Origin of the sequence: Xanthomonas vasicola pv. musacearum NCPPB 4379, from assembly GCF_000277895.2 — a bacterium.
Lineage (GTDB): Bacteria > Pseudomonadota > Gammaproteobacteria > Xanthomonadales > Xanthomonadaceae > Xanthomonas > Xanthomonas vasicola.
Genome location: NZ_CP034655.1, coordinates 1,821,243 through 1,847,285, shown reverse-complemented (window position 1 = coordinate 1,847,285; position 26,043 = coordinate 1,821,243). Strand labels below are relative to the sequence as shown.

23 protein-coding genes, 2 tRNA genes, 1 other RNA gene and 1 pseudogene are annotated in these 26,043 nt (G+C 61.8%); 4 read left to right on the top strand and 23 right to left on the bottom strand.

The features are described from left to right. Nucleotides 1-144: 144 nt before the first annotated feature. The 23 genes from truB to tpiA form a co-directional block, all read right to left on the bottom strand. Complete coding sequence (gene truB, locus KWO_RS08675) at nucleotides 145-1,071, bottom strand: tRNA pseudouridine(55) synthase TruB (RefSeq protein ID WP_010375856.1); 927 nt, start codon at nucleotides 1,069-1,071, stop codon at nucleotides 145-147. Between the two features lie 79 nt (nucleotides 1,072-1,150). After that, on the bottom strand, nucleotides 1,151-1,543 hold the full coding sequence (rbfA, locus tag KWO_RS08670; RefSeq protein ID WP_010371223.1) for a 30S ribosome-binding factor RbfA: 393 nt from the start codon (nucleotides 1,541-1,543) through the stop codon (nucleotides 1,151-1,153). Between the two features lie 160 nt (nucleotides 1,544-1,703). Then, nucleotides 1,704-4,412, bottom strand: coding sequence for a translation initiation factor IF-2 (infB, locus tag KWO_RS08665; protein WP_010375858.1), 2,709 nt, complete (start codon nucleotides 4,410-4,412; stop codon nucleotides 1,704-1,706). Between the two features lie 95 nt (nucleotides 4,413-4,507). Next, nucleotides 4,508-6,019 (bottom strand): transcription termination factor NusA, encoded by a 1,512-nt coding sequence (gene nusA / locus KWO_RS08660; RefSeq protein ID WP_010371209.1) that lies wholly within the window; start codon nucleotides 6,017-6,019, stop codon nucleotides 4,508-4,510. 4 nt (nucleotides 6,020-6,023) lie between these two features. Continuing rightward, nucleotides 6,024-6,614 carry a ribosome maturation factor RimP gene (gene rimP, locus KWO_RS08655; RefSeq protein ID WP_010371208.1) on the bottom strand — a complete coding sequence of 197 codons (591 nt, stop codon included), beginning with the start codon at nucleotides 6,612-6,614 and terminating at the stop codon, nucleotides 6,024-6,026. Between the two features lie 197 nt (nucleotides 6,615-6,811). After that, nucleotides 6,812-6,888, bottom strand: a tRNA-Met gene (locus tag KWO_RS08650). Nucleotides 6,889-7,088: 200 nt separating this feature from the next. After that, on the bottom strand, nucleotides 7,089-8,549 hold the full coding sequence (nuoN, locus tag KWO_RS08645; RefSeq protein WP_026113118.1) for an NADH-quinone oxidoreductase subunit NuoN: 1,461 nt from the start codon (nucleotides 8,547-8,549) through the stop codon (nucleotides 7,089-7,091). 36 nt (nucleotides 8,550-8,585) lie between these two features. Next, nucleotides 8,586-10,088, bottom strand: coding sequence for an NADH-quinone oxidoreductase subunit M (locus tag KWO_RS08640; protein WP_017113534.1), 1,503 nt, complete (start codon nucleotides 10,086-10,088; stop codon nucleotides 8,586-8,588). Between the two features lie 20 nt (nucleotides 10,089-10,108). Beyond that, nucleotides 10,109-12,268, bottom strand: a complete 2,160-nt coding sequence (nuoL, locus tag KWO_RS08635) for an NADH-quinone oxidoreductase subunit L (RefSeq protein ID WP_010371201.1) — start codon at nucleotides 12,266-12,268, stop codon at nucleotides 10,109-10,111. A gap of 7 nt (nucleotides 12,269-12,275) precedes the next feature. Further along, entirely contained in the window at nucleotides 12,276-12,581 is a 306-nt protein-coding gene (nuoK, locus tag KWO_RS08630; RefSeq protein ID WP_005914274.1) for an NADH-quinone oxidoreductase subunit NuoK, read from the bottom strand. Then, a complete protein-coding gene (locus KWO_RS08625; protein ID WP_017112139.1) occupies nucleotides 12,578-13,240 on the bottom strand; it encodes an NADH-quinone oxidoreductase subunit J in 663 nt (220 codons plus the stop codon). Before KWO_RS08625 ends, nuoK begins: the two co-directional genes overlap by 4 nt. A gap of 4 nt (nucleotides 13,241-13,244) precedes the next feature. Beyond that, entirely contained in the window at nucleotides 13,245-13,733 is a 489-nt protein-coding gene (gene nuoI / locus KWO_RS08620) for an NADH-quinone oxidoreductase subunit NuoI (protein WP_003485557.1), read from the bottom strand. 3 nt (nucleotides 13,734-13,736) lie between these two features. Next, a complete protein-coding gene (gene nuoH / locus KWO_RS08615; protein ID WP_010375869.1) occupies nucleotides 13,737-14,828 on the bottom strand; it encodes an NADH-quinone oxidoreductase subunit NuoH in 1,092 nt (363 codons plus the stop codon). Then, nucleotides 14,825-17,059 carry an NADH-quinone oxidoreductase subunit NuoG gene (gene nuoG, locus KWO_RS08610; protein ID WP_026113117.1) on the bottom strand — a complete coding sequence of 745 codons (2,235 nt, stop codon included), beginning with the start codon at nucleotides 17,057-17,059 and terminating at the stop codon, nucleotides 14,825-14,827. The genes nuoH and nuoG overlap by 4 nt, the downstream gene beginning before the upstream one ends. Continuing rightward, nucleotides 17,056-18,390, bottom strand: coding sequence for an NADH-quinone oxidoreductase subunit NuoF (gene nuoF / locus KWO_RS08605; protein ID WP_010371179.1), 1,335 nt, complete (start codon nucleotides 18,388-18,390; stop codon nucleotides 17,056-17,058). The genes nuoG and nuoF overlap by 4 nt, the downstream gene beginning before the upstream one ends. 3 nt (nucleotides 18,391-18,393) lie before the next feature. Then, nucleotides 18,394-18,921, bottom strand: coding sequence for an NADH-quinone oxidoreductase subunit NuoE (gene nuoE, locus KWO_RS08600; protein ID WP_005991372.1), 528 nt, complete (start codon nucleotides 18,919-18,921; stop codon nucleotides 18,394-18,396). After that, on the bottom strand, nucleotides 18,918-20,225 hold the full coding sequence (locus tag KWO_RS08595) for an NADH-quinone oxidoreductase subunit D (protein WP_010375875.1): 1,308 nt from the start codon (nucleotides 20,223-20,225) through the stop codon (nucleotides 18,918-18,920). Before KWO_RS08595 ends, nuoE begins: the two co-directional genes overlap by 4 nt. Continuing rightward, nucleotides 20,222-20,974, bottom strand: coding sequence for an NADH-quinone oxidoreductase subunit C (locus KWO_RS08590; protein ID WP_010375877.1), 753 nt, complete (start codon nucleotides 20,972-20,974; stop codon nucleotides 20,222-20,224). Before KWO_RS08590 ends, KWO_RS08595 begins: the two co-directional genes overlap by 4 nt. A gap of 36 nt (nucleotides 20,975-21,010) precedes the next feature. Beyond that, nucleotides 21,011-21,565: a NuoB/complex I 20 kDa subunit family protein gene (locus KWO_RS08585; RefSeq protein WP_010371165.1), complete on the bottom strand. Its 555-nt coding sequence runs from the start codon at nucleotides 21,563-21,565 to the stop codon at nucleotides 21,011-21,013. Next, complete coding sequence (locus KWO_RS08580; protein ID WP_010371162.1) at nucleotides 21,556-21,912, bottom strand: NADH-quinone oxidoreductase subunit A; 357 nt, start codon at nucleotides 21,910-21,912, stop codon at nucleotides 21,556-21,558. The genes KWO_RS08585 and KWO_RS08580 overlap by 10 nt, the downstream gene beginning before the upstream one ends. Before the next feature lie 102 nt (nucleotides 21,913-22,014). Continuing rightward, nucleotides 22,015-22,099: transfer RNA gene (locus KWO_RS08575), tRNA-Leu, on the bottom strand. A gap of 49 nt (nucleotides 22,100-22,148) precedes the next feature. Next, the gene (gene secG / locus KWO_RS08570; RefSeq protein ID WP_010375880.1) at nucleotides 22,149-22,619 is read right to left on the bottom strand and encodes a preprotein translocase subunit SecG; all 471 of its coding nucleotides are present in this window, start codon (nucleotides 22,617-22,619) and stop codon (nucleotides 22,149-22,151) included. 33 nt (nucleotides 22,620-22,652) lie between these two features. Continuing rightward, on the bottom strand, nucleotides 22,653-23,408 hold the full coding sequence (gene tpiA / locus KWO_RS08565; RefSeq protein ID WP_010375883.1) for a triose-phosphate isomerase: 756 nt from the start codon (nucleotides 23,406-23,408) through the stop codon (nucleotides 22,653-22,655). A 112-nt stretch (nucleotides 23,409-23,520) separates the two neighbouring features. Here tpiA and KWO_RS08560 point away from each other — a divergent pair, with 112 nt between their 5' ends. From KWO_RS08560 to KWO_RS08540, 4 genes and pseudogenes are all read left to right on the top strand, one after another. Continuing rightward, the gene (locus KWO_RS08560; protein WP_010375885.1) at nucleotides 23,521-24,321 is read left to right on the top strand and encodes an SDR family NAD(P)-dependent oxidoreductase; all 801 of its coding nucleotides are present in this window, start codon (nucleotides 23,521-23,523) and stop codon (nucleotides 24,319-24,321) included. Between the two features lie 257 nt (nucleotides 24,322-24,578). After that, complete coding sequence (locus KWO_RS08550; protein WP_106888038.1) at nucleotides 24,579-25,340, top strand: IS5 family transposase; 762 nt, start codon at nucleotides 24,579-24,581, stop codon at nucleotides 25,338-25,340. Between the two features lie 60 nt (nucleotides 25,341-25,400). Then, nucleotides 25,401-25,475: non-coding RNA, sX9 sRNA (locus KWO_RS08545), on the top strand. A 140-nt stretch (nucleotides 25,476-25,615) separates the two neighbouring features. Then, nucleotides 25,616-26,038 (top strand): annotated as a pseudogene (locus KWO_RS08540) (IS5 family transposase); the annotation flags it as partial. Nucleotides 26,039-26,043: the final 5 nt, after the last annotated feature.

Sequence of the window (26,043 nt, the reverse complement as noted above, 5' to 3'; positions counted from 1 at the left end):
ATAGATGCGTGGTCGACAGGAACGTGCGTGACGCACCGTCGGACTCGCCGTTTGCTTAGGATGAGCGCGCTTGGCGCTGAGTTGCCCCGATCGGGGCCGCAAAATTGTACCGTTGCGCGGCCCAGGGAACAAGTTGACAAAGTCTTAACAGACTGAAATCTCGTTCAGTCCATTGAACAATCGCTGCGGCGACAGGCGCCCATCCGCATCCACCAAGCCTAGGCCTGAGGGGTTTCCGTCCGGTCCGAACACGGCCACCTGGCCAGTCGGGAATGCAGCATCGCGTAAGCGCTGCCCCATGCGGAAACGCGCCGCGAGGGTCTCATCAAGCACGATCCGCGCGAAACCGGCCAGACCGGCCTCGATCGGCAGCAGCACTGTCTGCGCATCGGTGTCCGCTTCCAGCGCTGCCGCCAACGCCTCCAGCGTGATCATCTGCGGGGCGCGAAACGGCTCCACCCACAGCCGACGCAACGAAGCGATGTGCGCGCCGCAGCCCAGCACTTCGCCCAGATCGCGCGCCAGGCTGCGGATATAGGTGCCCGAGCCGCAGGTCACGCGCAGTTGCAGACGCGGCGCGCTGTAGCCCAGCACCTCGATCGCCTGCACCTCGACCTCACGTACCGGCGCCTCGATGACTTCGCCGCGCCGCGCCTTGGCATACAGCGGCTCACCGCCTTGCTTGAGTGCGGAATAGATCGGCGCCTGCTGCTGGATGCGGCCGATGAAGCGCGCCAGCGCCGCTTGCAGATCGGCCTCGCTCACGTCTGGCACCGCACGTTTGCGCAGCGGCTCGCCGTCGGCATCGTCTGTATCGGTGGTGACGCCCAACACGATCTCGGCGTCGTACGCCTTGGCCGACCTCAGCAGCAGTCCGGCGATTTTGGTCGCTTCGCCAAAGCACAGCGGTAGCAGGCCGGTGGCCAGCGGATCCAGGCTGCCGGTATGGCCCCCCTTCTCTGCACGCAATAACCGGCGCGCCACCTGCAATGCAGTGTTGGAACTGAGCCCGGCCGGCTTGTCCAGCAACAGGATGCCGTGCAACGGGCGGTAGAAGATGCGGGGTTTCAAAAGATCGGCGCTCGAATCGGGCGCTATGCGCGCCCGCGGAAATCAGGGCCGCAGCAGAGGCGGCGGGCCATGACAGCGCTCAGCGCTGTTCGGCGTCTTCGTCGCTGGACGTGGCCTCGGGGCCGACGTCGTCAAGGTCACGCAACAGATTGTCGATGCGCTCGCCGCGATCGACCGAATCGTCGTAATGGAAGTGCAGCTCGGGCACGTGGCGCAGCTTCATCGCGCGCGCCAACTGCGTGCGCAACTGGCCGGCGATTTCCTTGAGCCCCTTGACCGCTTCGGCCGAACGTTCCTGCTGCAGCGCAGTCACGAAGACCTTGGCGTGCGCCAGGTCGCGGCTGATTTCGACGTCGGACACGCTGACCGACGGCAAGCCGTGGTCACGCACCGCCGCGTGCACGATCGTGCCGAGGTCGCGACGCACCTGCGCAGACACGCGGTCGGTACGGTGGAATGATTTGGTTGCCATGGTCGTGGACCTTGTTGATTCGGAGGGCCAGTCGGCACCGAAGCCAAAAACAAACGCGGGCGGCCATGCCGCCCTCGCCTTATAAAACCTGCGTTGGACAACTCCGCCGTGCGGAGTCCTGGGCCCCTCAGCCGTTACAACGCGGGGACCCCGTCAGCCGTTACAGCGTGCGGGCAACTTCGATACGCTCGAAGCACTCGATCTGGTCGCCGGCCTTGACGTCGTTGTACGCCTTCACGCCGATACCGCATTCGGTACCGTTGCGCACTTCGTCGACGTTTTCCTTGAAGCGACGCAGCGATTCCAACTCGCCTTCGAAGACCACGACGCTGTCGCGGAGCACGCGGATCGGCTTGCTGCGCTTCACCACGCCTTCGATGATCATGCAGCCTGCAACCGCACCGAACTTCGAGCTGCGGAACACGTCGCGAACCTGCGCGATACCGATGATCTCTTCGCGGATTTCCACGCCGAGCAGACCGGAGGCCACCTGCTTCACCTGGTCGATCACGTCATAGATGATCGAGAAGTAACGCAGATCGATCCCGTTGGACTCGACAATCTTGCGTGCCGATGCATCCGCGCGCACGTTGAAGCCGATGATCGTGGCCTTGGAAGCCGCTGCCGAATTCGCATCCGACTCGGTGATGCCGCCCACGCCGGAGTGGATCACGTTGATGCGGATGTCGTCGTTGGACAACGCCACCAGCGACTGCTTGAGCGCTTCCACCGAACCCTGCACGTCGGCCTTGATCACCAGGTTCAACACCTGCTGACCTTCGCCCTTGCCCATCTGGGCCAGGATGTCTTCCATGCGGTTGGTGGCCGAGGCAACCAGACGCGACTCGCGGCGCTTGGTTTCGCGTTGCTGCGCCACGTCCTTGGCCAGACGCTCGTCGTCGACAACCACGAAGTCATCGCCAGCTTCCGGCACGCCAGATAAGCCGAGCACCTGCACCGGAATCGACGGGCCCGCCGAGGCCGGCTGATGACCGGTTTCGTCGAACAGCGCACGCACGCGGCCGTACTGAATGCCGCACACCAGGTAATCGCCACGCTTCAGCGCGCCCTGCTGCACCAGCACCGTCGCAACCGGGCCACGGCCCTTGTCCAGCGAGGATTCGATAACCGTACCGCTGGCGCGGCCTTCGGCCACTGCCTTGAGTTCCAGCACTTCGGCCTGCAGCGAAATCGCGTCCAGCAGCGTGTCCACACCGGTACCGACCTTGGCCGACACTTCGATGAACTGGGTATCGCCACCGAAATCTTCGGCCACCACGTTTTCGGCCAGCAGCTCGTTCTTGACCCGCAGCGGATCCGCGCCGGCCTTGTCGATCTTGTTGACCGCCACGATCAACGGAACGCCTGCCGCCTTGGCATGCGCCACCGCCTCCTTGGTCTGCGGCATCACGCCATCGTCGGCTGCAACCACCAGCACCACGATGTCGGTGATCTTGGCACCACGGGCACGCATTGAGGTAAACGCGGCATGGCCGGGCGTATCCAAGAAGCTGATGACGCCACGATTGGTTTCGACGTGGTAGGCACCGATGTGCTGGGTAATGCCGCCGGCTTCGCCCGAGGCGATCTTGGTGCGACGGATGTAATCCAGCAGCGAGGTCTTGCCGTGATCGACGTGACCCATGATGGTGACCACCGGCGGACGCGTCGTGGTGTCGCCCTGCGCGTCTTCGGCATGCGCCAGCAGCGCGTCCTCGAAGTCGGCATTGTCGGCACGCACGACCTTGTGGCCGAGTTCTTCGGTCACCAGCGCAGCGGTGTCGTGATCGATGCTCTGAGTGATGGTCGCCATGACGCCCATCTTGAACAGCGCCTTGACCACGTCGCCGCCCTTGAGCGCGAGCTTCTGCGCCAGGTCTGCGACGGTGATGGTCTCACCGATCGCCACTTCACGCACCACCGGTGCGGTGGGACGCTCGAACCCGTGCGGACCGCTGTTGGCCTGGTTGCTGCCACGCCCATTGTCGTTGCCACGGCGCGAGGACGACGAACCGGGACGGCCGGTCGGCTTGCCACGCACATTGGAACGACGCGCGCGGTCTGCGGCGGACAGATGCAACTGCCCGGCGAAGCGCTTGGTCGCGTCGTCGTCTTCGACGCCAGCCACCATGACGTGCGAACCGCGCGTCTTGTGCTTGGCAGCGTTGTTGCGGTCGTCTGGACGTGCCGGTGTTGCCGGACGTGAAGCCGGCGATGCGCCACCCGGACGCGAAGGACGCGGCGCGGAAGATGGCGACGACGGTGCGCGTGCAGCAGGCGCTGCGGCAGACGGCATCGGCGCAGCAGCAACCGGGGCCGGCGCGCTGGCAGCCGCAGCGGCTTCCTCGGCAGCCTTGCGCTCGGCTTCTGCACGGTCCTTGGCGGCCTGCTCTTCATCGCGCTTGCGCTGAATTGCTTCGTCGCGCATGCGGTCGCTTTCAGCAAGGCGCTGCTGCTCGTCAAGATTGCGCTGACGCGAAGCGGCGAGCTTGGCCAGGATGTCTGCACGCTCTTCGTCCGGCGTCATCGGCGCAGCGCGGCCTTCGTTTTCGGATTTGACGTAGGTGCGCTTCTGCCGCACTTCCACGTTGACCGTGGTTTTGGTGCGACCTGCACTGACCGTCACTTCCTGCAGCTTGCGCCGATTGAGTGTGATCTTCTTGGCTGCTTCGCTCGCCGCTTCGGCGGGCGTTTCGGCCTTGCCATGCGTGCGACGCAGGAAGCCAAGCAGTTTCATCTTCTCGGTGCTGGTCACGACCTGGTCGGGACCGCTGAACTTCATTCCGGCCTCGGCCAGTTGAACCAGCAGTTTATCGACCGGCGTATTGACCAGTTCGGCAAGCTTGCGGATGGTGGTTTGCTGCGACATTCGGATCCTATGATCTGGTTGGCGCCCCCTCGCCCAGAGCAAGGGAAACGCTGATTCTAAGCCCTGATGGGGTCAGGGCGCGGTTCATTGCCGGCTCATTCGCCGCGCTCCAAACGGGCGATCTCCTCGGCGCGGGCCGCCAGGATCAGCGCCGCGGCGCGCTCCTGGGTCAAACCCTCGATGCCGAAGTCGACGATCTCGTCCGCAGCCAGGTCGGACAAGTCCTCGCTGGTGCGCACGCCGTGCTCGGCCAGAGCAAAGGCCGTCTCCTCATCCATCCCCTCCAGCGCCAGCAGGTCCTCGGTGGGCTGAGTTCCTTCCAGGCCTTCTTCTTCTGCCAGCGCAGCGTTGAGCAGCGCATCGCGGGCACGGGCGCGCAATTCTTCGACGATGTCTTCGTCGAAGCCTTCCACCGCCAGCAACTCGCCGACCGGTACGTAAGCGATTTCTTCGACCGTGTTGAAGCCTTCGGACACCAGGATCGCGGAGATTTCTTCGTCCACTTCCAGGCGATCCATGAACAGCTGGCGTGCCGCTGCCTGCTCGGCCTCGGACTTGGCGGCCACCTGGTCGGCGGTCATCACGTTGAGCTGCCAGCCGGTCAGGCGGCTGGCCAGACGTACGTTCTGGCCGCCCTTGCCGATCGCCTGCGCAAGCCGGTCTTCAGCCACGGCCAGATCCATCGAATGCTTGTCTTCATCGACGATGATCGACTGCACTTCGGCCGGCGCCATCGCATTGATGACGAAATTGGCCGGGTTTTCGTTCCACAACACGATATCCACGCGCTCGCCATTGAGCTCGTTGGACACTGCCTGCACGCGCGAACCGCGCATACCGATGCACGCGCCGATGGGATCGGTGCGGGTGTCGTGCGCAATCACGGCGATCTTGGCGCGGTCGCCCGGATCGCGTGCGCAAGCCTTGATCTCGACCAGGCCCTGACCCACTTCCGGCACTTCAAGCTTGAACAGTTCGATCATGAATTCCGGTGCGGCGCGGCTGATGAACAACTGCGGGCCACGCGGCTCGGAACGCACTTCGGCCAGATAACCGCGCACGCGGTCGCCGGGACGCAGCACGTCGCGCGGAATGCCCTTGTCCTTCGGAATGAAGGCTTCGGCATTACCGCCCAGATCGACAAAGATATTGCCGCGCTCGGCGCGCTTGACCACACCGGTGATCAACTCACCCACGCGATCCTTCCACGCATCGACAACCTGCTGACGCTCGGCTTCGCGCACACGCTGCACGATCACCTGCTTGGCGGCCTGCGCAGCGATACGACCGAAGTCGGGGTTTTCAATCTGTTCTTCGATGTAGTCGCCAACGTCCACGCCATCGGCTTCGTCGATGGCATCCATCAGACGCACTTGGCGGTCCGGAGATTCCATCACCACGTCATCGGCAACCACTTCCCAACGACGGTAGGTTTCGTAGGTACCGTCCTTGTGATCGATGGTGACGCGGGCCAGCACGTCCTGGTCGGGATAGCGCTTCTTCGCTGCGGACGCCAACGCGGCCTCGATCGCATCGAAGATCACTTCGCGCGGCACGCCTTTTTCGTTGGCGACCGCATCCACTACCAGCAAAAGTTCCTTGCTCATTTCGTCACTCCGCGCGCGGCTTGCCAGCCGCCGACTCGTTGGATGGTTTCTTCTTCTCGTGCCCGGGTTTTTTCGGGCCGGGCTTATTCGGTTTCTGCGGTGCCAGGCCCAAAGCGACCCAATCCGGCAGGATGCGCGCCTTGTCGATGTTATCGAAGCCGATCTGCACTTCTTTGCCGTCGACAGCGAACACCACGGCACCAGCCTCGGCATCGATGCGCAGAATCTCGCCCTGGAAGCGGCGCCGACCATCCTGCGCCAGCTTCAAGACAATCTTCGCGGATTCGCCGGCATGGCGCGCGAACTGTTCCAGCGTAAACAGCGGACGATCCACACCCGGCGACGAGACTTCCAGGGTGTAGTTGCCGCTGATCGGATCTTCGACGTCGAGCTGGGCCGAGACTTCACGGCTCACGCGCTCGCAATCATCGACGTTGATGACACGCTCGGGCTGTTCGGCCAGCGGCACATCGATATACAGGCGCAATGTGGCGCCACCCGGAGCGGGAAGATATTCCACGCCCAGCAGTTCCAAGCCCAAGGATTCAACCGTTGGACTCAGCAGATTCGCGATTTCGGTCGCTTTTTCGCTCACAGACTGCCCTGATCAGATGATTACCAGTAGAACCCCGGCAACCGGCAGCAAACTTTCCGGTTCCGGAAAAAGCAAGGGGCCCAATGGGCCCCTTGCGTGAAAAAAGCCCGACCTCTCAGGGTCGGCGTAAAGACGGGAACATGCGTCCTTACGATCCAAGAAGTTGAATTACTGCGATCAAGCAACAATTCGAAACTTGGTAGCGGGGGCAGGATTTGAACCTGCGACCTTCGGGTTATGAGCCCGACGAGCTGCCAGACTGCTCCACCCCGCAGCAGAAGCGGAATTATGAAGAACTGGAGCAAAAATTGCAAGCCCTAGTTTTCCATCTGTTGAACAGCGTGGCGGCTGTTCAACGTCGCGGCGAATGATACCCGCAATGCAACAAAAACGAAACAGTCAGCGCGGTTTTGTTTCATTTCTATGCCCCACACGAGATGCGGCACCGCGAAATCTGGCGCTGACGCAACGGTCCTAGGCGATACCAGCGAATGCGCGCTGGCACCACACCATGATCGGGCTCCAGGCCAAACCAAGCGCAAGCAAGGCCAGCGCGTTGACACCCAGCACGGCGCCAAGCACACGGTCGTTATTGGCCGGCAACGGCTCGCCGACCGGCTCGTCGAAGTACATGACCTTGATGACACGCAGGTAGTAGTACGCACCGATCACCGCGCAGATCACACCGACCAGGGCCAACCACAGCATGTCGCCCTTCACTGCCGCGCCCAGTACTGCTAGCTTGGTCCAGAAGCCAAGGAACGGCGGAATACCTGCAAGCGAAGCCATGATGCACAGCACTAGGCCAGCCATCCAGGGGTTGCGCGCGTTGAGTCCCTTGAAGTCGTCGATGTTCTCCGCTTCGAACCCATTGCGCGACAGCGCGATGATGACGCCGAACGAAGCGGTAGACATGATGGTGTAGCTGACCGCGTAGAACATTGCAGCTGCATAGCCTTCTTCGCCGCCACCGGCAACGCCCATCAGCAGGAAGCCGATGTGCGAAACGGTCGAATACGCGAGCATACGCTTGAGATTGCTCTGCGCGATGGCCATCAGGTTGCCGACGACCAGCGACACCGCCGACAGGCCGCCGATCAGCAGATGCCACTGCGGCGACAACGGACCCATGCCGACTTCAAGTAGGCGATACGCCATACCGAAGGCTGCAAGCTTGGGCGCCGAGCTGATGAACAATGCGATCGGGGCAGGTGCACCCTGGTACACGTCAGGCAGCCACATGTGGAACGGCGCAGCGCCCAGCTTGAAGGCGACACCGGCGATCATGAAGATGGTGCCGGTGAGCAGCAGCGTGCGCTCGTTGGACCCCTCGATCGCATCATGGATGCCGGCCAGGCTGAGCGTACCGGTGGCGCCATACACCAGCGACATCCCATACAACAGCAGGCCCGAGGCCAGTGACCCCAGAACGAAGTACTTCATCGCCGCTTCGGTAGCCAGGCCATTGTCGCGGTTGGAGGCGACCAGTGCGTAGGAGCACAGCGCCAACAACTCGAGCCCCAAATAGACCATCAACAGGCTACCGGCCGACGCCAGCAACATCATGCCGGCGGTGGCGAACAGCACCAACACCGGAATTTCGCCCTGGTAGAGATTGCGTTCGCGCAAGTAGGTCCAGCCATAGACCAGACTCAGCCCGCTGACCAGCACGATCACGGTCTTCATGACATCGGCCGCAGTGTCGCGAACGAACATGCCGTTGAAGATATCGCCCTGCCCGCCCGTGCCGGTCGCCAACAACACGAGCACAAAGGCAAGAACGGCGACGGAGAACAGGTGGGTCCAGACCTTGTTCCGCTGGCTCACGAACAGGTCGAGCATCAGCAGTGCGAAGGCGCCGCCGATCAGCACCAGCTCCGGTACGAGCGGAGCCAGGTCAGCGGTGGTCAACGGCGCGAGCGTTGGCGTGGTCATCATTAAATCCTGGAAATCAAAACGTACGGCAAGCGGTCAGAGCTTGGTCGCGGCAATCTGGGTCGCCAGCTTGGCGATCGATGGTTCCATCAGATCGGTCAGCGGCTTCGGGTACAGGCCCAGGGCCAGCACGCCAGCGGCGAAGACCCCCAGCACGAATGCCTCGCGGCCATTGATGTCCTTCAGCTCGGCAACGTGAGCGTTGGCTACTTCGCCGAAGAACACACGCTTGTAGAGCCACAGCGTATACGCAGCGGTGATCACCAAGGTTGTGGCAGCAGCGAAGGCAACCAGCGGGTGCTTCTGGAAGCTGGCCAGTATCACCATGAATTCACCAACGAAACCACTGGTGCCCGGCAGGCCGGAATTCGCCATGAAGAACAACATGGAGAACGTGGCGAACCACGGCATCACATTGACCACGCCGCCGTAATCGGCGATGCGACGTGTGTGCATGCGGTCATAGAGCACGCCGATGCAGGAGAACATCGCACCGGATACGAAACCATGCGAAATCATCTGCACCATCGCGCCCTGCAGGCCCAGGCGGGCGGCATCGGTGCTGCCGTAATCGCGCACCAGGGTGAATGCGATGAAGGTGCCCAGCGTGACGAAGCCCATGTGCGCGATGGACGAATACGCCACCAGCTTCTTCATGTCTTCCTGCACCAATGCCACCAGGCCGACATAGATCACCGCAATCAGCGACAGCGCGATGACCAACCAGGCGAACTCGTGGCTCGCGTCCGGCACGATCGGCAGATTGAAGCGCAGGAAGCCGTAGCCACCGATCTTCAACGCAATCGCCGCCAGGATCACCGAACCTGCAGTCGGCGCCTCGACGTGTGCATCCGGTAGCCAGGTGTGCACCGGGAACATCGGCACCTTGACCGCAAAAGCGATCAGGAACGCGAAGAAGATCCAGGTCTGTTCCTTGGCGGTCAGCTGCAGCGCATACAGGTCGGCCAGCTGGAAGCTGCCGCCCTTCAGATACAGGTACACCAAGCCCACCAGCATCAGCACCGAGCCGAGGAAGGTGTAGAGGAAGAACTTCATCGCCGCGTAGATGCGCCGCGGGCCGCCCCAGACACCGATGATCAGGAACATCGGGATCAGCATGGCTTCGAAGAACACGTAGAACAGCATCGCGTCGGTCGCGGCGAAGATACCGACCGTGACGCCTTCCAGGATCAGGAAGGCAGCGACGTACTGATTGACGCGCTTGTCGATCGAGCGCCAGGCGCCGATCAGGGCCAGCACTGTCACCAGCGTGGTCAGCACGATCAAGGCGACCGCGATGCCGTCCACGCCAAGGTTGTAACCAATGTTGTAGGCCGGAATCCAGGCATGCAGTTCGATGAACTGCATGGCGTCATTGGCGGTGTCGTAGCCCAGCAGCGGCAGACTCAGCGCAAAAGTCGCCACCGCAACCGCCAACGATGCCCAGCGGGCAGTCTCGGCGTTGCGCAACGCAAGGATCAGGGCGCCACCGATAATCGGCAGCCAGATCAAGATAGACAGTAAAGGCCAGTTCGACACGTTTTCTTATTCCGTACAGGTCAACGCCAGAAATGCATCAGTACCGCCAACAAGGCGATCAAACCGATGATCATTGCGAAGGCGTAGTGATAGAGGAAACCGGATTGCGTGCGACGCAGCAGATTTGCAGCCAGGTCGATCAGTCGGGCAGAACCATTGACAACCACACCGTCGACCACATGGGTATCGACGGCACGTGACGCCTTGCCAAGGACGACGCCACCACCGGCGAAGCCATTGATCCAGAGCTTGTCGAAGCCGTACTTGTTTTCCAGCAACCACACGATCGGCGCGAATGTCTTGCGCGACTTGGTGGCCAGTTCCGGCTTCCACAGGTAGAACAGCGCCGCCAGCAACAAGCCTGCGACCGTCAGGAAGAACGGTGCCGCCATCATGCCGTGCAGTGCGAATGCGACAGGACCGTGGAACTCTTCGGCCAGCGCGCCGACGGTGTCACGTGCCGGGTTGTAGAAATCGACGATGCCGGTGAAGAACGAAACGGCCTGGCCCTTCATCGCGTGCGCGGCATGTTGCCCCTGCCAATCGGTGCCGAACAACATCGGGCCGATGGTGAAGAAGCCGATCGCCACCGACGGGATCGCCAGCAGGATCAGGGGCAGCGTCACCACCCACTTGGACTCATGCGGCTCGTGCGCACCGTGATGGCCGTGCCCATGATCATCGTGACCATGCGTGTCATGGGCATGCGCATCGTGCGCGTGCACCTGCGCTTCGGCATCGGTGTGCGCGCTGTCGTGATGCGAATGCGTGTCGTGCGCATGGACGTCTCGGAAGCGTTCCTTGCCGTGGAAGGTCAGGAACAACAAACGGAAGCTATAGAAACTGGTCACCAGCACGCCGCCGAGCACTGCCCAGTAGCCGTAGGTCGCGACCCAGCTATGCGACTCATGCGCGTGATGCGCGGCCGCTTCAATGATGGTGTCCTTCGAGTAGAACCCGGAGAAGAACGGCGTACCGACCAGGGCAAGGGTACCGATCACGCTGGTCCAGTAGGTCACCTTCATGTACTTGCGCAGGCCGCCCATCTTGCGCATGTCCTGCTCATGGTGCATGCCGATGATGACCGAGCCGGCTGCCAGGAACAGCAGCGCCTTGAAGAAGGCGTGCGTCATCAGATGGAACACGGCTGCCGAATAGGCCGACACACCCAATGCCACGGTCATGTAGCCAAGCTGCGACAGCGTGGAATACGCAACCACGCGCTTGATGTCGTTCTGCACGATGCCGATCAGGCCGGTGAAGAAGGCAGTTGTCGCACCAATGAACAGGATGAAGTTCAGCGCGGTTTCCGACAGTTCGAACAGCGGCGACATGCGCGCCACCATGAAGATACCGGCAGTGACCATCGTTGCGGCGTGGATCAGCGCCGAGATCGGCGTCGGGCCTTCCATCGAGTCCGGCAACCACACGTGCAGCGGCACCTGCGCCGACTTACCCATCGCACCGATGAACAGGCAGATGCAGATCAGCGTCATCACGCTCCATTCGTGGCCCGCGAACAGCTGCACCTTGGCACCGGCCATGGTGGTCGCGTTGGCAAACACGGTGGAGTAATCCAGCGAGCCGAACCACAACAGCACGCCGGCAATACCGAGGATGAAACCGAAGTCGCCGACACGATTGACCAGGAACGCCTTCATGTTGGCGAACACGGCGGTCGGGCGCTTGAACCAGAAACCGATCAGCAGGTACGACACCAGACCCACCGCTTCCCAGCCAAAGAACAGCTGCAGGAAGTTATTGCTCATCACCAGCGTGAGCATGGAGAAGGTAAACAACGAGATGTAGCTGAAGAAGCGCTGGTAGCCCGGGTCTTCTTCCATGTAGCCGATGGTGTAGATGTGCACCAGCAGCGACACGAAGGTCACCACCACCATCATCATCGCGGTCAGGCGGTCGACCATGAAGCCGACATGCGCCGAGTAATTGCCGACGTCGAAGAAGGTGTAGAGGTTCTGATTGAACGGGCTGGCGCCCTGCTCCACCAGCTGATACAGCGTCAGGCACGACAACACGCAGCTGACCGCCACACCGAGAATGGTGACGTACTGCGCGCCCTTGCGGCCTACCTGGCGCCCGAACAGGCCGGCGATGATGCTGCCGACCAGCGGTGCAAGCACCACTGCGATCAACAGACCCTTGGAGAGAGTGATTTCCATCTACAGGTCAGCCCTTCAACGTATCGACTTCGGCCACATTGATCGTGCGGCGCGTGCGGAACAGAGTCACCAGGATCGCAAGGCCGATTGCAGCCTCCGCAGCGGCAACCGTCAGAATGAAGAACACGAACAACTGACCGGCGGTATCGCCAAGCTCGCGCGAGAACGCGATGAAGTTGACGTTGACCGACAGCAACATCAACTCGATCGACATCAGCAACACGATGACGTTCTTGCGGTTGAGGAAGATGCCGGCCAAGGAGATACAGAACAGCACCGCGCCCAGTCCCAGCAGGTGGCCCAAGGTAATCAAGACTTCGCCTCCTGTCCGTCGGCCGCATCGCTCTGCGGCGCAACCTGTACCGGCTTTTCAACCGCCATTTTGACCATGCGCAAGCGGTCGCCCGCCTTCACTCGCGACTGCTCGCCGGCATTCTGCAACTTGATGCCGGTGCGCTTGCGCAGGGTCAGCATCACCGCGGCCACCACAGCCACGGTCAGGATCACCGCGGCGAACTCGAACGGCAGCAGGAACTCGGTATAGAGGCTCTTGGCCAACCAGGTCAGATTCGAGCTGTCCGCTGCTTGCGCCGCTGCGTTGTCTGCCGGGAACGGCGTGGCGCTACGCGACTTGACGCCAATCAAGGTGACCATCTGCGCGAGCATGGCGACCGCCACGATCACGCCCAGCGGCATGTACTTGACCCACCCCTCGCGCAGGCGGCTGGTGTCGATGTCCAGCATCATCACCACGAACAGGAACAGCACCATCACCGCACCGACGTAGACCAGCACCAGCGTCACGCCGAGGAACTCGGCACCGACCAGCAACCAGATGCATGCCATCGAAAAGAAAGTGAGGATCAGGCACAACACGGCGTACACCGGGTTGCGCACGCTGATCACCGCACCGGCGGACACGACCGCGACGGCGGAGAAGGCGTAGAAAGCAATAGTGACCCAGTCCATCATGACCTCAACGGAAGGCGGCATCGGCAGCGCGACGCTCGGCGATCTCGGTTTCTAACCGGTCTCCGATCGCCAGCAACTGCGGCTTGTTGACAATGTTTTCGCCACGCTTCTCGAAGTGATACTCGAGGATGTGCGTCTCGACGATCGAGTCCACCGGGCAGCTTTCCTCGCAGAAGCCGCAGAAGATGCACTTGAACAAATCGATGTCATAACGCGTCGTGCGGCGGGTGCCGTCTTCGCGCTTGGCCGAGTCGATGGTGATCGCCAGCGCCGGGCACACCGCTTCGCACAGTTTGCAAGCGATGCAGCGCTCTTCGCCGTTGGGATAGCGACGCAGCGCATGCAGGCCGCGGAAGCGCGGCGACTGCGGGAACTTCTCCATCGGATACAGCACGGTGTACTTGGGCTTGAACGTGTATTTCAACGTCAGCCACAAGCCGCCGAGCAGTTCGAGCAGCAGCAAGCTCTTGAAGTAGTGGGTAATCTTATTCATCAATTACACGCCCTTCTGGATCACGCCGTAAAACACCAACAACGCCGTCACTGCGATCCACACGATCGTGAGCGGAATGAAGACCTTCCAGCCCAGACGCATGATCTGGTCATAGCGGTAACGCGGGAAGCTGGCGCGGAACCAGATGTAGGCGCTGGCGAAGAAGAACACCTTCATCAGCAACCACGGCCAGCCGCCCTTCCACACCCAGTCGATCCACGGCGAAATATCTGCGTTGATCCAGCCCTGGATCGGGCTCAGCCAACCGCCGAGGAAGAAGATCGAGATCAGGAAGCTGACCAAGATCATGTTGGCGTATTCGGCCAGGAAGAACAGCGCAAATGCACCGCCCGAATATTCCACCATGTGGCCGGCGACGATTTCCGATTCGCCTTCCACCACGTCGAACGGCGCACGGTTGGTTTCGGCGACGCCGGAGACCCAGTACACGATGAACAACGGAAACAGCGGAATCAGGAACCAGTCGAAGAAGCCGGAGTTACCAGCCTGCGCGAACACGATCTGGCTCAAGTTGACGCTGCCGGAGGCAATCATCACGCCGACCAGCGCAAAGCCCATCGCGATTTCGTAGCTGACCACCTGTGCGGCCGAGCGCATCGCACCCAGGAACGCGTACTTCGAGTTAGATGCCCAGCCGGCCAGGATGATGCCGTACACGCCCAGCGAGGTCATCGCCAGCAGATAAAGCAAGCCGACATTGGCATTGGACAACACCAGCTTCGCATCGAACGGCACCACCGACCACGCGGCAAATGCAGGTGCCAGGGTCAGCAACGGCGCGATGATGAACATCGCCTTGTGCGAGCTACTCGGCTGCAGGATCTCCTTGAACAGGAGTTTGAACACGTCGGCGAAGGCCTGAAAGATGCCCATACCCACGTACATTGGCCCATGGCGCACGTGCATCCAACCGATCAGCTTGCGCTCCCAGACCACGTAGAAGGCCACCGAGATAATCACCGGCACGGCGATCAGCAGGATCTTCAAGACCGACCAGAGCACCACGCCGCCATCGCCCAGTCCCAGAAACCACTGGTGCAGGGGGTCGACCAGGTTCAACAGCAATTCGTTCATGCAGCCACCACCGTTACACGACCGGCACCGAGCGGCGCGGTTGCGCCATGGCCGGATTCGATCCACACCGTGCCCGGTGCGACGCGCTCGTCCAGCACCACCGGCAACGTTGCCTTACCGGCATCGGTACCGACCTTGACCATCTGACCCGCCTGGACCTGCAATTGTGCAGCCTGCTCCGGATGCATCGCCACGCACGGCGCGATGTTGAGCGGATGCGATTGCAGCGCAGCGGCGCGACGCACCACCGCATCAGTGCGGTAGATCGCTGCGGTGGCAGCAACTTCCAGACCGTTGCTGGCGGCTGCCGGCTGTGCCGACGCGATCGGCGTCACGCTGCGGTTCTGCATGCCGGCGCGCAGCCCAACCAGATCGATGAACTCGAAACCGCCCAGACCCAGCTCACCGCCAAGTGCACGCAGGACGCGCCAGCCTTCGCGCGCTTCGACCGGCAAGCGGCCCGCAGCACGTGCAGTCTGCACGCGACCATCGAGATTGGTCAGCGATGCATCGATTTCCGGCAACGCACCGATCGGCAAGATCACATCGGCGACATCGCGCGTCGAGGCACAAGCGAACTGACTGAAGGCAACGACCTTTGCACCAGCCAACGCGCTGCGGGCAGCGGCGGCATCGGCAAAATCCAGACCCGGCTCGATGCCGTACAACACATACGCCTGACGCGGTTGGGCCAGCATACCGGCGACATCGCGCGCGGTGGGCAGCACGCCCTGCGAGACTAGGCCAACAGCATTAGCACCCTGCGGGATGCGACACAACGATGCGCCGGTGGCGGCGGCAAAGTCGCGTGCAGCAGCACGCAGCGCTGCAGCCTGCGGATGGTTTTCGGCCAGCGCGCCAACCACGATCACGGCGCGGCTTGCGCCCTTGACCGCATCGCGCAGCGTCGCATCGCTCAGTGCGCCAGCCAACTGCGACGGCGCCACCACGGTGCGACTCGCCTGAGTAAAGGCAAAGTCGAAATCGACCGGATTGACCGAGTGAATCTGGGTACGGTTCTGGATGTGCGCCTTGCGCAAACGTGCATGCAGCAACGGCAATTCATGACGCACGTTGGTACCGAACAACACGACCACGTCGGCGCGTTCGATCTCGGCCAGCGGCGTGGCGAATGCTTCAGCCACCGCAGCATCGGAGAAGTCGCGGTTGAGCAAGCGGTGATCCAGATTGCCACTGCTCAGCCCTTCGGCCAGACGCGCAAGCAATGCGCCCTCTTCGTTGGAGGTAGACGGATGCACCAGCAGGCCAAGCGCATCGCCCGCATTTTCGCGCAGGATCTGTGTCGCGGCAGCCAGACCTTCGGCCCAGCTAACTTCGGTCCACTCACCGTTGACCTTCTTCAGAGGCTTGACCGCACGGTCTTCCGAATACAGGCCCTGATGCGAATACCGGTCGCGATCGGACAGCCAGCATTCGTTGACCGCTTCGTTCTCGCGCGGCACGGTGCGCAGCACTTCGCCGCGGCGTACGTGCAGGAACAGGTTCGAGCCCATCGCATCGTGGTAGCCGAGCGATTCGCGTGCCATCAGTTCCCAAGGACGTGCGCGGAACTGGAACACCTTGTTGGTCAGCGCGCCCACCGGGCACACGTCGATGACGTTGCCGGAAATTTCGGTGGTCAGCGGCTTGCCGTCGTAGGTGCCGATCTGCAGGTTTTCACCGCGATACATGCCGCCCAGCTCATAAGTGCCGGCGATGTCTGCAGTGAAACGTACGCAACGGGTGCACTGGATGCAGCGGGTCATTTCGGTGGCGACCAACGGACCGATGTCCTCGTCCGGCACTACGCGCTTGCGTTCGTTGAAGCGACTCACCGAACGGCCGTAGCCGAGCGAGACGTCCTGCAATTCGCATTCGCCGCCCTGATCGCAGATCGGGCAATCCAGCGGGTGATTGATCAACAGGAATTCCATCACGCTGCGCTGGTACTTCAGCGCCTTTTCGCTACGCGTGGTGACCTTCATGCCATCCATCACCGGCGTGGCGCAGGCGGGCGACGGCTTCGGCGACTTTTCGACATCGACCAGGCACATGCGGCAGTTTGCCGCGATCGGTAGCTTCTCGTGGTAGCAGAAGCGCGGGATCGGGATGCCGGCCTTGTCGGCCGCCTGGATGATCATCGAGCCCTTCGGCACCACCAAGGACTGCCCGTCGATCTCGACGCTGACGTGGTCCGGTGGGACGTTCGGGTTCACTGGTTGGGCGCTCATGCAGCCACTCCGACTTGCGTATCGACGATCGAACGACCGTTGACGATGTAGTACTCGAACTCGTCCCAGAACTGGCGCAGGAAGCCCTGAATCGGCCACGCCGCCGCTTCACCAAACGCGCAGATGGTGTGACCTTCGATCTGGCCCGCAACGGTGCGCAGCTGATGCAGGTCTTCCATCGTGGCCTTGCCGGCAACGATGCGCTCCAGCACGCGGTGCATCCAGCCGGTGCCCTCACGGCACGGGGTGCACTGGCCGCAGGATTCCTTGTGGAAGAACTGCGAGATGCGGCAAGCGAAACGCACGCAGCAGACGCTGTCGTCCAGCACCACGATGGCGCCAGAACCCAAACCGGTGCCGAGCGCACGCAAGGTGTCGTAATCCATCTGCAGGCCAGCGACCTGGTCGGCCTTCAGCACCGGCATCGATACGCCACCGGGCACCACGCCCTTGAGCTTGCGACCCGGACGCAGGCCACCGGCCATTTCCAGCAGTTCGTCGAAGGTGGTACCGAGCGGCACTTCGAAATTGCCGCCCTTCTGCACGCAGCCGGACACCGAGAAAATCTTCGGGCCGCCGTTCTTGGTCTTGCTCAAACCGAGGAACCACTCCGGGCCGTTGCGAATGATCGCCGGCACCGACGCATAGGTCTCGGTATTGTTGATGGTGGTCGGCTTGCCATATAGGCCAAAGTTGGCCGGAAACGGCGGTTTGTAGCGCGGCTGGCCCTTCTTGCCTTCCAGCGACTCCATCAGTGCGGTTTCTTCGCCGCAGATGTACGCGCCAGCACCCAGCGCACCGTAGATGTCGATATCCACGCCGCTGCCGAGGATGTTCTTGCCCAGCCAACCGTTGGCGTACGCATCAGCCAGTGCCAGCTCGAAGTTTTCGAACGGCTCGTGGTGGAACTCGCCACGCAGGTAGTTGTAGCCCACCGTCGAACCGGTGGCGTAGCAGGCAATCGCCATGCCCTCCACCACCGAGTGCGGGTTGTAACGCAGAATGTCGCGGTCCTTGCAGGTTCCCGGCTCGGACTCGTCCGAGTTGCACAGGATGTACTTCTGCATCGTGCCCTTGGGCATGAACGACCACTTCAAACCGGTCGGGAAGCCTGCGCCGCCACGGCCGCGCAGATTCGACGCCTTGACCATTTCGATGACGTCGGCCGGCGGGATCTTCTCTTCGAGGATCTTGCGCAGCGCGGCGTAGCCACCGGTTTTCAGATAGCTCTCATACGACCACGGGGTGTCGTAATGCAGCGTCGTATAGACGACCTGATGCGGCAACGGCGCCGGACCGACCGGGCCTGAGGGTGCGTGATGATGTGCCATGTCTTACTCCAGCCCGTCCAGCAGCGCGTCGACCTTCTCTTTCGTCAGGTGCTCGTGATAGTGGCCATTGATGACCATCATCGGCGCCGCGGAGCAGGCAGCCAGGCACTCTTCTTCGCGCTTGAGGTAGACGCGACCATCGGCCGTCGACTGCCCCAGCTTGCAACCTAGCTTCTTTTCCGCATGGGCCAGCAGGTCTTCGGCGCCATTGAGCCAGCAGCTGATATTGGTGCAGAACGCCACGTTGTGGCGGCCGACCTTTTCGGTCTCGAACATCGAATAAAAGCTGGCGACCTCGTACGCCCACACCGGCGGCAGTTCCAGGTACTTGGCCACACCAACAATCAACTCGTCGGTCAGCCAGCCCTGGTTTTGTTCCTGCGCAGCATGCAGGCCCTGCAACACAGCCGAACGCTTGCGATCGGGCGGAAACTTGGCCAGCCAATGATCGATATGCGCGCGCGTCTTGTCGCTCAGCACAACCTGCGGATCGACGTCGCGCGCCGCCTCGAAATTACCCGTCGCCTTCATCGGTCAACCTCACCGAAAACCAAATCGTAAGTACCGATCATCGCCACGACGTCGGCCAACAAATAACCACGCACCACTGCGTCCATCGATGACAGATGCGCAAAACCAGGCGCACGCAGATGCACGCGGAACGGTTTGTTGGCGCCATCGGACATCAGGTAGCAACCGAACTCGCCCTTCGGCGCTTCGACCGCGCTGTAGGTTTCGCCGGCCGGCACGCAGTAGCCTTCACTAAACAGCTTGAAGTGATGGATCAACGCTTCCATGTCGTCCTTCATGCCTTCGCGGCTTGGCGGAGCGACCTTGAAATTGGTGACCATGACCGGGCCCGGGTTGGCCTTCAGCCACTTCACGCACTGCTTGATAATGCGGTTGGATTCGCGCATCTCGGCCACGCGCACCAGATAGCGGTCGTAGCAGTCGCCGTTGGTGCCGACCGGGATGTCGAAATCCACTGCGTCGTACTTGGCGTACGGCTGCTTCTTGCGTAGATCCCACTCGATGCCCGAACCACGCAGCATCGGACCGGTCATGCCCCAGGCACGCGCCAGATCCGGACTGATGATGCCGACGTCGACGGTACGCTGTTTCCAGATGCGGTTATCGGTCAGCAGCGTTTCGTATTCGTCCACACGCGACGGGAAGGTGTTGGTGAAATCCTCAAGGAAATCCAGCATCGAGCCTTCACGCGCTGCATTAAGCTGCTTCAGCGCCCCGCCCTTGTGCCAACGCGATTCCTTGTACTTGGGCATGCGATCGGGCAGATCGCGATACACACCACCCGGACGATAGTAGGCCGCGTGCATACGCGCACCACTGACCGCCTCGTAGACGTCCATCAATTCTTCGCGCTCGCGAAATGCATACAGCATCACCGCCATCGCACCCAGATCGAGCGCGTTGGAGCCGACCCACATCAGATGGTTCTTGATGCGGGTGATCTCGTCGAACATGGTGCGGATGTACTGCGCACGCTCGGGCGCCTCGATTCCCATCAGTGATTCGATCGCGAGCACGTAAGCGTGCTCGTTGCACATCATCGACACGTAATCCAGCCGATCCATGTACGGAACCGACTGGTTGAACGGCTTGGACTCGGCCAGCTTCTCGGTGCCACGGTGCAGCAGGCCGATATGCGGGTCGGCACGCACCACGGTTTCGCCATCCATTTCCAGGATCAGGCGCAACACGCCGTGCGCCGCAGGATGCTGCGGGCCGAAGTTCATCGTGTAATTGCGGATTTCCTGCTTGCTTTCGGCAGGATTGCTCGCGAAGGCATCGGTTGCCTGGCGGAACTCACTCACTTGGCAGTCTCCGACTTGCCCACTTCACCAGCGGCAGTCTCATAACGGGCATCGTCGCGAATCACGCGCGGCACGCCAACGCGCGGCTCGACCGAGGTCACCGGCTCGTACACCACGCGCTTGCGCTCGTCGTCGTAACGCACTTCGACGTTGCCGATCAGCGGGAAATCCTTGCGGAACGGGTGGCCGACGAATCCGTAGTCGGTCAGGATGCGGCGCAGATCCGGGTGACCATCGAACACGATGCCGAACAAGTCGAACGCTTCGCGCTCGAACCAGTTCACGCCCGGCCAGATATCGGTCAACGAGGCCACCACCGGCACCTGTTTGTCCGGTGCGTAGCAACGCACGCGCAGACGCTGGTTGTGCTGGTAGGAAATCAGCTGCGCGACCACGGCAAAACGCTGCTTGGGCAATTGCTGCGGCTGCGCGCCACTGGAGCTTTCCTGGCTGGGAAATTCACCCCAGGCAAAACGGCCAATCGCCTTGCCTTCGACGCCGCGGCTGAAACCCTGCGACGACACGTCGGCGGTATCCCACTCGTCGCTGCCATAGCCCAGGTAATCGACGCCGCACAGGTCGCTGAGCTGCTCGAAACCGAGCTCGTCGCGCAGTGCAAGACAGGTGACGTGCCAATCGGCTGCAGCGACTTCCAGCGTCACTTCGCCGCGCGGCAATGTCACGGCAATCTGCGCACCGGCGAAACGTGCCGCAAGTCGGTCAGTGAAGGAGGATGCTTGCTCTGCCATGGGGGCTTGGCTGCTCTCGGTAGAAGAAGACGGGTGTCAGCGCGCGATCGTCTGGGTACGCCAGATCTTCTTCTGCAGCTGCAAGATGCCGTAGACCAGCGCCTCGGCGGTCGGCGGGCAGCCCGGGACATAGATGTCCACCGGCACGATGCGGTCGCAACCGCGCACCACCGAATACGAATAATGGTAGTAGCCGCCGCCGTTGGCGCAGCTGCCCATCGAAATGACCCACTTCGGATCCGGCATCTGGTCGTAGACCTTGCGCAGTGCCGGAGCCATCTTGTTGACCAGGGTGCCGGCCACGATCATCACGTCGGACTGGCGCGGCGACGGGCGGAACACCACGCCGTAACGGTCCAGATCCAGGCGCGAGGCGCCCGCGTGCATCATCTCGACGGCGCAACAGGCCAAACCGAAGGTCATCGGCCACATCGAACCGGTGCGCGCCCAATTCAGCAGCGCATCGACACTGGTGGTCACGTAGCCCTTTTCGAGCAGCGGGTTTTCGCCTTCCGGGCGCAGGATGTCTTCCACCCGGCCTTCCGGCATCGGGTTGGTCATCAGACGATCCAGGGTCTGAATCACTCCCATTCCAGCGCTCCCTTCTTCCACACGTAGATAAAGCCGAGGAACAACATGCCGACGAACAGCCCCATGGTGACCAGCGAACGTGCGCCGATCTCCATGAACACCTGCGTCCACGGCACGATGAAGATGATTTCCAGATCGAACACGATGAACTGGATCGCGATGAGGTAGTAGCGCACATCGAACTTCATGCGCGCGTCTTCGAATGCTTCGAAGCCACACTCGTACGGAGAAAGCTTGCGCGCGTCCGGGGTACGCGGAGCGAGGAACCGACCAATCAGCATCAGCACAATGCCGATACCGGTGGCGACGATCAGAAACAGCAGACTCGGCAAATATTCGGCCAGCACAGCGATTCTCTCTTGCCTCTGCCCGCACGCGCCGCGTGCCGGCATGGGGTATAGGCAGACCCCGCGCGCGACAAGCGATGCGCAGGAACTGCAGCCAAACAATGGTGCCCAAGAGGGGACTCGAACCCCTACGACCTAAGTCGCTACCACCTCAAGGTAGTGCGTCTACCAATTCCGCCACCTGGGCATACGTTGCGCCGCTGGGCATCCCAGTGCGCAGCGCATTGTAACCGGCTTCAGCGTTTTTGTGCTGGTTCTGAAGCGTTTTCTTCGCGCGCTGCAGGCGCCGGTTGCGCCGGTGCGGACTGCGCTGGTGCTGCTGCTGGTGCGGCGGCAGGAACCGGCTGCGACGGAGCGGTCGGTACTGCACCGGCCGGCGCCTTCGGCAACGGCTGGGTCAACTCGCCAGCGGCGGCCGGAGCCGGCGTTGCCGACTGCGACATCACACCCAGGTTCTGATCGGTCGGACGCGCGCCGTGGGTGGCGTACCACGCCATGAACAGGCTGATGCTGAAAAACACCACAGCCAACCACTTGGTCGACTTGGACAGGAAGTTCGACGCACCCTGCGAACCGAACACGGTGCCCGAGGCGCCCGCACCGAAGCCGGAACCGGCTGCCGCACCCGCGCCACGCTGCATCAGGATCAGCGCAATCATCGCCAGCGCGACCAGCACGTAGACCACATTTAGGATCAACATCAGCATTTCGAAATCCGTCCCCGGACAAAACTTAATGGGTTAGCACGCGGCCGCCGCGCGTGCGATGGCCAGGAAATCTTCGGCGACCAGTGATGCGCCTCCGACCAGCCCGCCATCGACATCGGGCTGTGCAAACAGCTCGCCGGCGTTATCGGGTTTGACACTGCCCCCGTACAGGATGGGCAACGAATCTGCAATTCTAGCATCCGCCTTCGCGACTTCGCCACGCAGGAAGGCGTGCACGGCCTGAGCCTGCTCTGGGCTGGCGGTACGGCCGGTGCCAATGGCCCAGATCGGTTCATAGGCCAGCACTGCGCCCGCAAAACCGGCACTGCCGACCAGCTCCAGGACCGGTTCGAGCTGGGCACGTAGGATTGCCTCAGTCTGACCGGCTTCACGCTGTTCCAGCGATTCGCCCACGCAAAGCACCGGAATCAGCCCGGCATGGATGGCGGCGGCGAACTTGCGCGCTACCAACTCGCTACTCTCGTGGTGATATTGGCGGCGCTCGGAGTGGCCGACCAACCCGTAGCCGGCACCGACATCGACCAGCATCGAGGCCGACACCTCGCCGGTGTAGGCGCCCTTTTCATTGCTGCTGACGTCCTGGGCTCCAAACGACAGGTGATGGGCCTCGAAACCCTCGATCAGGTCGCCGAGATAAGGCAGTGGCGGCAGGATGACGACTTCGACACCCTCCAGGGGCATGTGCGCAGCGAGCTTGGCCACCAGTTCGGTGGCGAAGGAGCGGCTGCCGTGCAGCTTCCAATTTCCGGCAACGATCTTTCGACGCATCAGGCGCAGGTTCCTGAGTTGAAGACAGGCGACAGAATAGCCCATGCCCTGTCGGCAACCGGCACACTTCTGTCCGCCACATGTCTCACCCCTCCCCTCACAGGAACCTGCCATGTCCGTTTCACCTGTCTTCGCGTTGATCACCGGCGCTTCCAGCGGCATCGGCCGCGAGATTGCGCGGGCATACGCCAAGCGCGGCGTACCGTTGATCCTGACTGCGCGCAGGGAGGACCGACTGCAGGCATTGGCCGATGGATTGCGCGGCACTGTGCGGGTGGAAGTGCTACCGGCCGATCTGGCCGACCCTGCCGCGCCCGACACGTTGGCAACGCAGATCCAGCGCAATGGCTGGACCGTGGGCACCCTGGTCAATAACGCCGGGTACGGCGTGCCGGGCCGTTACCTGCATAACGGCTGGGCCACGCATGCGCGCTTTCTGCAGGTAATGGTGACTGCGGTGTGCGAGCTGACCTGGCGACTGTTGCCGATGATCCGCGCCAGCGGACAGGGCCGCATTCTCAACGTGGCCTCGTTCGCGGCGCTGACGCCGAGCGCCGATGGGCAGACCCTGTACGCGGCCAGCAAGAGCTTCATGTTGCGCTTCAGCGAATCGCTGGCGCTGGAAAATGCCGATTGCGGCGTCAAGGTGTGCGCGCTGTGCCCGGGCTTTGCCTGGTCGGAATTCCACGATGTCACCGGCACCCGCGAAGCGATGTCCACCCTGCCCGCCTGGGCGTGGCTGCAGGCAGACGCGGTGGCCGAGTACGGAATCGATGCACTGGAACGCGGCCAGGTGTTGGCAGTGCCTGGCTGGCGCTATCGGCTGGTCAATGCCGCACTGCGGCTGCTGCCGCATGCGTTTGCCTTAGGCCTGATGGCACGCGGCTCGCATCGGGTGCGGCCGCTGGATTGAGGCGGCAGCAGGCTGCGTGTGCGGGAGATATCGCCGGTGCGCAGCGGCGCTGCACGCCTGCCTGCAACCTGGGCGCCCGTAGGGCGTGCGATGACCACGCAAGCGAGTGTATCGATCGTCAAATGATTGGGATGCACGCACATGCCAGTCCAACCAACAGCGGCTCGCGCCTGACCACAAGCGCTAAAACCAATCGCTACTCTTGGAGTGACTAGGGCCTGTTAACACTAATGGCTCGGGCGATTAAACTATTGGACATGGAGATCACGCCAGCACAATTTGCCCTCATCGAACATTGCTTACCTGCGCAGCGCGGCAATGTCAGCATGACCAATCTGCAGGTGGTCAACGCCATCCTCTACGTCGCAGAGCACGGCTGCAAATGGCGCGGTCTGCCCAAGCGCTTTGGCAACTGGCATACGGTGTACACACGCATGAACCGTTGGGCTAAGTCCGGTGTGCTGGATCGGATGTTCGCCCAATTGCAGACCTGCCAGATCGTGCGCATCAAAATCGAAGCGGTCTCGCTGGACTCCACCAGCATCAAGGTGCATCCGGATGGCACTGGCGCATTAAAAAAAGGCCCACAGGCGATTGGCAAATCCCGCGGCGGATGGAACACCAAGATTCATATGGTTGCCGCAGATGCTCGAACAGCCATCACGTTCGGATTGACGCCTGGCAACGCACATGACGCACCAGCAGGCCGGGCATTGCTTGAACATTTGGGGCAAGTGAAGCGGCCGATTCATCTGCTAATGGATCGCGCTTACGAAGGCAATGAAACCCGCCAGCTGGCGCTCGATCTTGGTTTCGTGCCGGTGGTCCCACCCAAGTCCAATCGGGTCCATCCTTGGGAGTACGATCAACACATGTACAAGCGGCGCAACGAAGTGGAGAGGCTGTTCCGTCGCTTGAAGGGCTACCGCCGGATTTTCACGCGCTTTGAGAAGCTGGACGTCATGTTCCTTGGATTCCTCAGCTTTGTGCTCACCGTTGATGGGCTTCGGATGTGTTAACGGGCCCTAACAAAACGACTGCGCAGCCGCCAGGCGGGCGTGGCCGGTGCTCGGTGCGGCATGTACCACTCGTCCACTGCGTTCCTCCGCGCTGTCCACGCCTACCTGACAACTGCCGGTTACATTTTGTTAGCCGCTCTTAGAACCTGTTCACGATCTTTTTCAAGCCGTGCAAACTGCACGAATGCGCGAGAAGACTACCCAAGTGACATGCGCCGTGAGCGGTTCGAGCACACCCGTCCGATTCTGGAACAAGCCCGCAAACGCACGAAGCCTGCGACGCGGGCAAGAAGGTGTCGGGGATCAAGCGCCATATCGCGGTGGATTCGGAAGGATTTCCGCATGCCGTTGCTGTGAGCACAGCGGAGGTCACCGATCGTAAAGGCGCGCTGGAAGCATTGGATCGCTGCCAATCGGGCTTAGGTCGGGTGAAAAGCCTGCGGGGCGATAGCGGCTATAGCGGAGATCCCTTCGCCAAGGGCGTCCAGGACATCCTTGGCAAGCGCGTCACCGTACAGATTGCCAAACGCAGCGAGTTGCATACTTTCAAGGTCCTGCCGAAGCGCTGGATTGTTGAACGCAGCTTTGTCTGGCTGGAGAAGAATCGAAGGTTATGGAAGAACTGCGAGCGAAGGCTCAATACCAGCTTGCAGTTCATCGATCTTGCGTTCCTGACATTGCTGCTCAGGAGATCGTGAACAGA

What these genes read in the sequence shown, in the direction of transcription:
- rbfA (WP_010371223.1), bottom strand. Translation starts at nt 1,543, where the DNA reads ATGGCAACCAAATCATTCCACCGTACCGACCGCGTGTCTGCGCAGGTG.
- nusA (WP_010371209.1), bottom strand. Translation starts at nt 6,019, where the DNA reads ATGAGCAAGGAACTTTTGCTGGTAGTGGATGCGGTCGCCAACGAAAAA.
- KWO_RS08590 (WP_010375877.1), bottom strand. Translation starts at nt 20,974, where the DNA reads ATGGCAGAGCAAGCATCCTCCTTCACTGACCGACTTGCGGCACGTTTC.
- infB (WP_010375858.1), bottom strand. Translation starts at nt 4,412, where the DNA reads ATGTCGCAGCAAACCACCATCCGCAAGCTTGCCGAACTGGTCAATACG.
- KWO_RS08625 (WP_017112139.1), bottom strand. Translation starts at nt 13,240, where the DNA reads ATGATGGACTGGGTCACTATTGCTTTCTACGCCTTCTCCGCCGTCGCG.
- nuoL (WP_010371201.1), bottom strand. Translation starts at nt 12,268, where the DNA reads ATGGAAATCACTCTCTCCAAGGGTCTGTTGATCGCAGTGGTGCTTGCA.
- tpiA (WP_010375883.1), bottom strand. Translation starts at nt 23,408, where the DNA reads ATGCGTCGAAAGATCGTTGCCGGAAATTGGAAGCTGCACGGCAGCCGC.
- nuoH (WP_010375869.1), bottom strand. Translation starts at nt 14,828, where the DNA reads ATGAACGAATTGCTGTTGAACCTGGTCGACCCCCTGCACCAGTGGTTT.
- nuoG (WP_026113117.1), bottom strand. Translation starts at nt 17,059, where the DNA reads ATGAGCGCCCAACCAGTGAACCCGAACGTCCCACCGGACCACGTCAGC.
- KWO_RS08585 (WP_010371165.1), bottom strand. Translation starts at nt 21,565, where the DNA reads ATGGGAGTGATTCAGACCCTGGATCGTCTGATGACCAACCCGATGCCG.
- nuoN (WP_026113118.1), bottom strand. Translation starts at nt 8,549, where the DNA reads ATGACCACGCCAACGCTCGCGCCGTTGACCACCGCTGACCTGGCTCCG.
- secG (WP_010375880.1), bottom strand. Translation starts at nt 22,619, where the DNA reads ATGCTGATGTTGATCCTAAATGTGGTCTACGTGCTGGTCGCGCTGGCG.
- nuoE (WP_005991372.1), bottom strand. Translation starts at nt 18,921, where the DNA reads ATGAAGGCGACGGGTAATTTCGAGGCGGCGCGCGACGTCGATCCGCAG.
- nuoF (WP_010371179.1), bottom strand. Translation starts at nt 18,390, where the DNA reads ATGGCACATCATCACGCACCCTCAGGCCCGGTCGGTCCGGCGCCGTTG.
- KWO_RS08550 (WP_106888038.1), top strand. Translation starts at nt 24,579, where the DNA reads ATGGAGATCACGCCAGCACAATTTGCCCTCATCGAACATTGCTTACCT.
- KWO_RS08560 (WP_010375885.1), top strand. Translation starts at nt 23,521, where the DNA reads ATGTCCGTTTCACCTGTCTTCGCGTTGATCACCGGCGCTTCCAGCGGC.
- nuoI (WP_003485557.1), bottom strand. Translation starts at nt 13,733, where the DNA reads ATGAATAAGATTACCCACTACTTCAAGAGCTTGCTGCTGCTCGAACTG.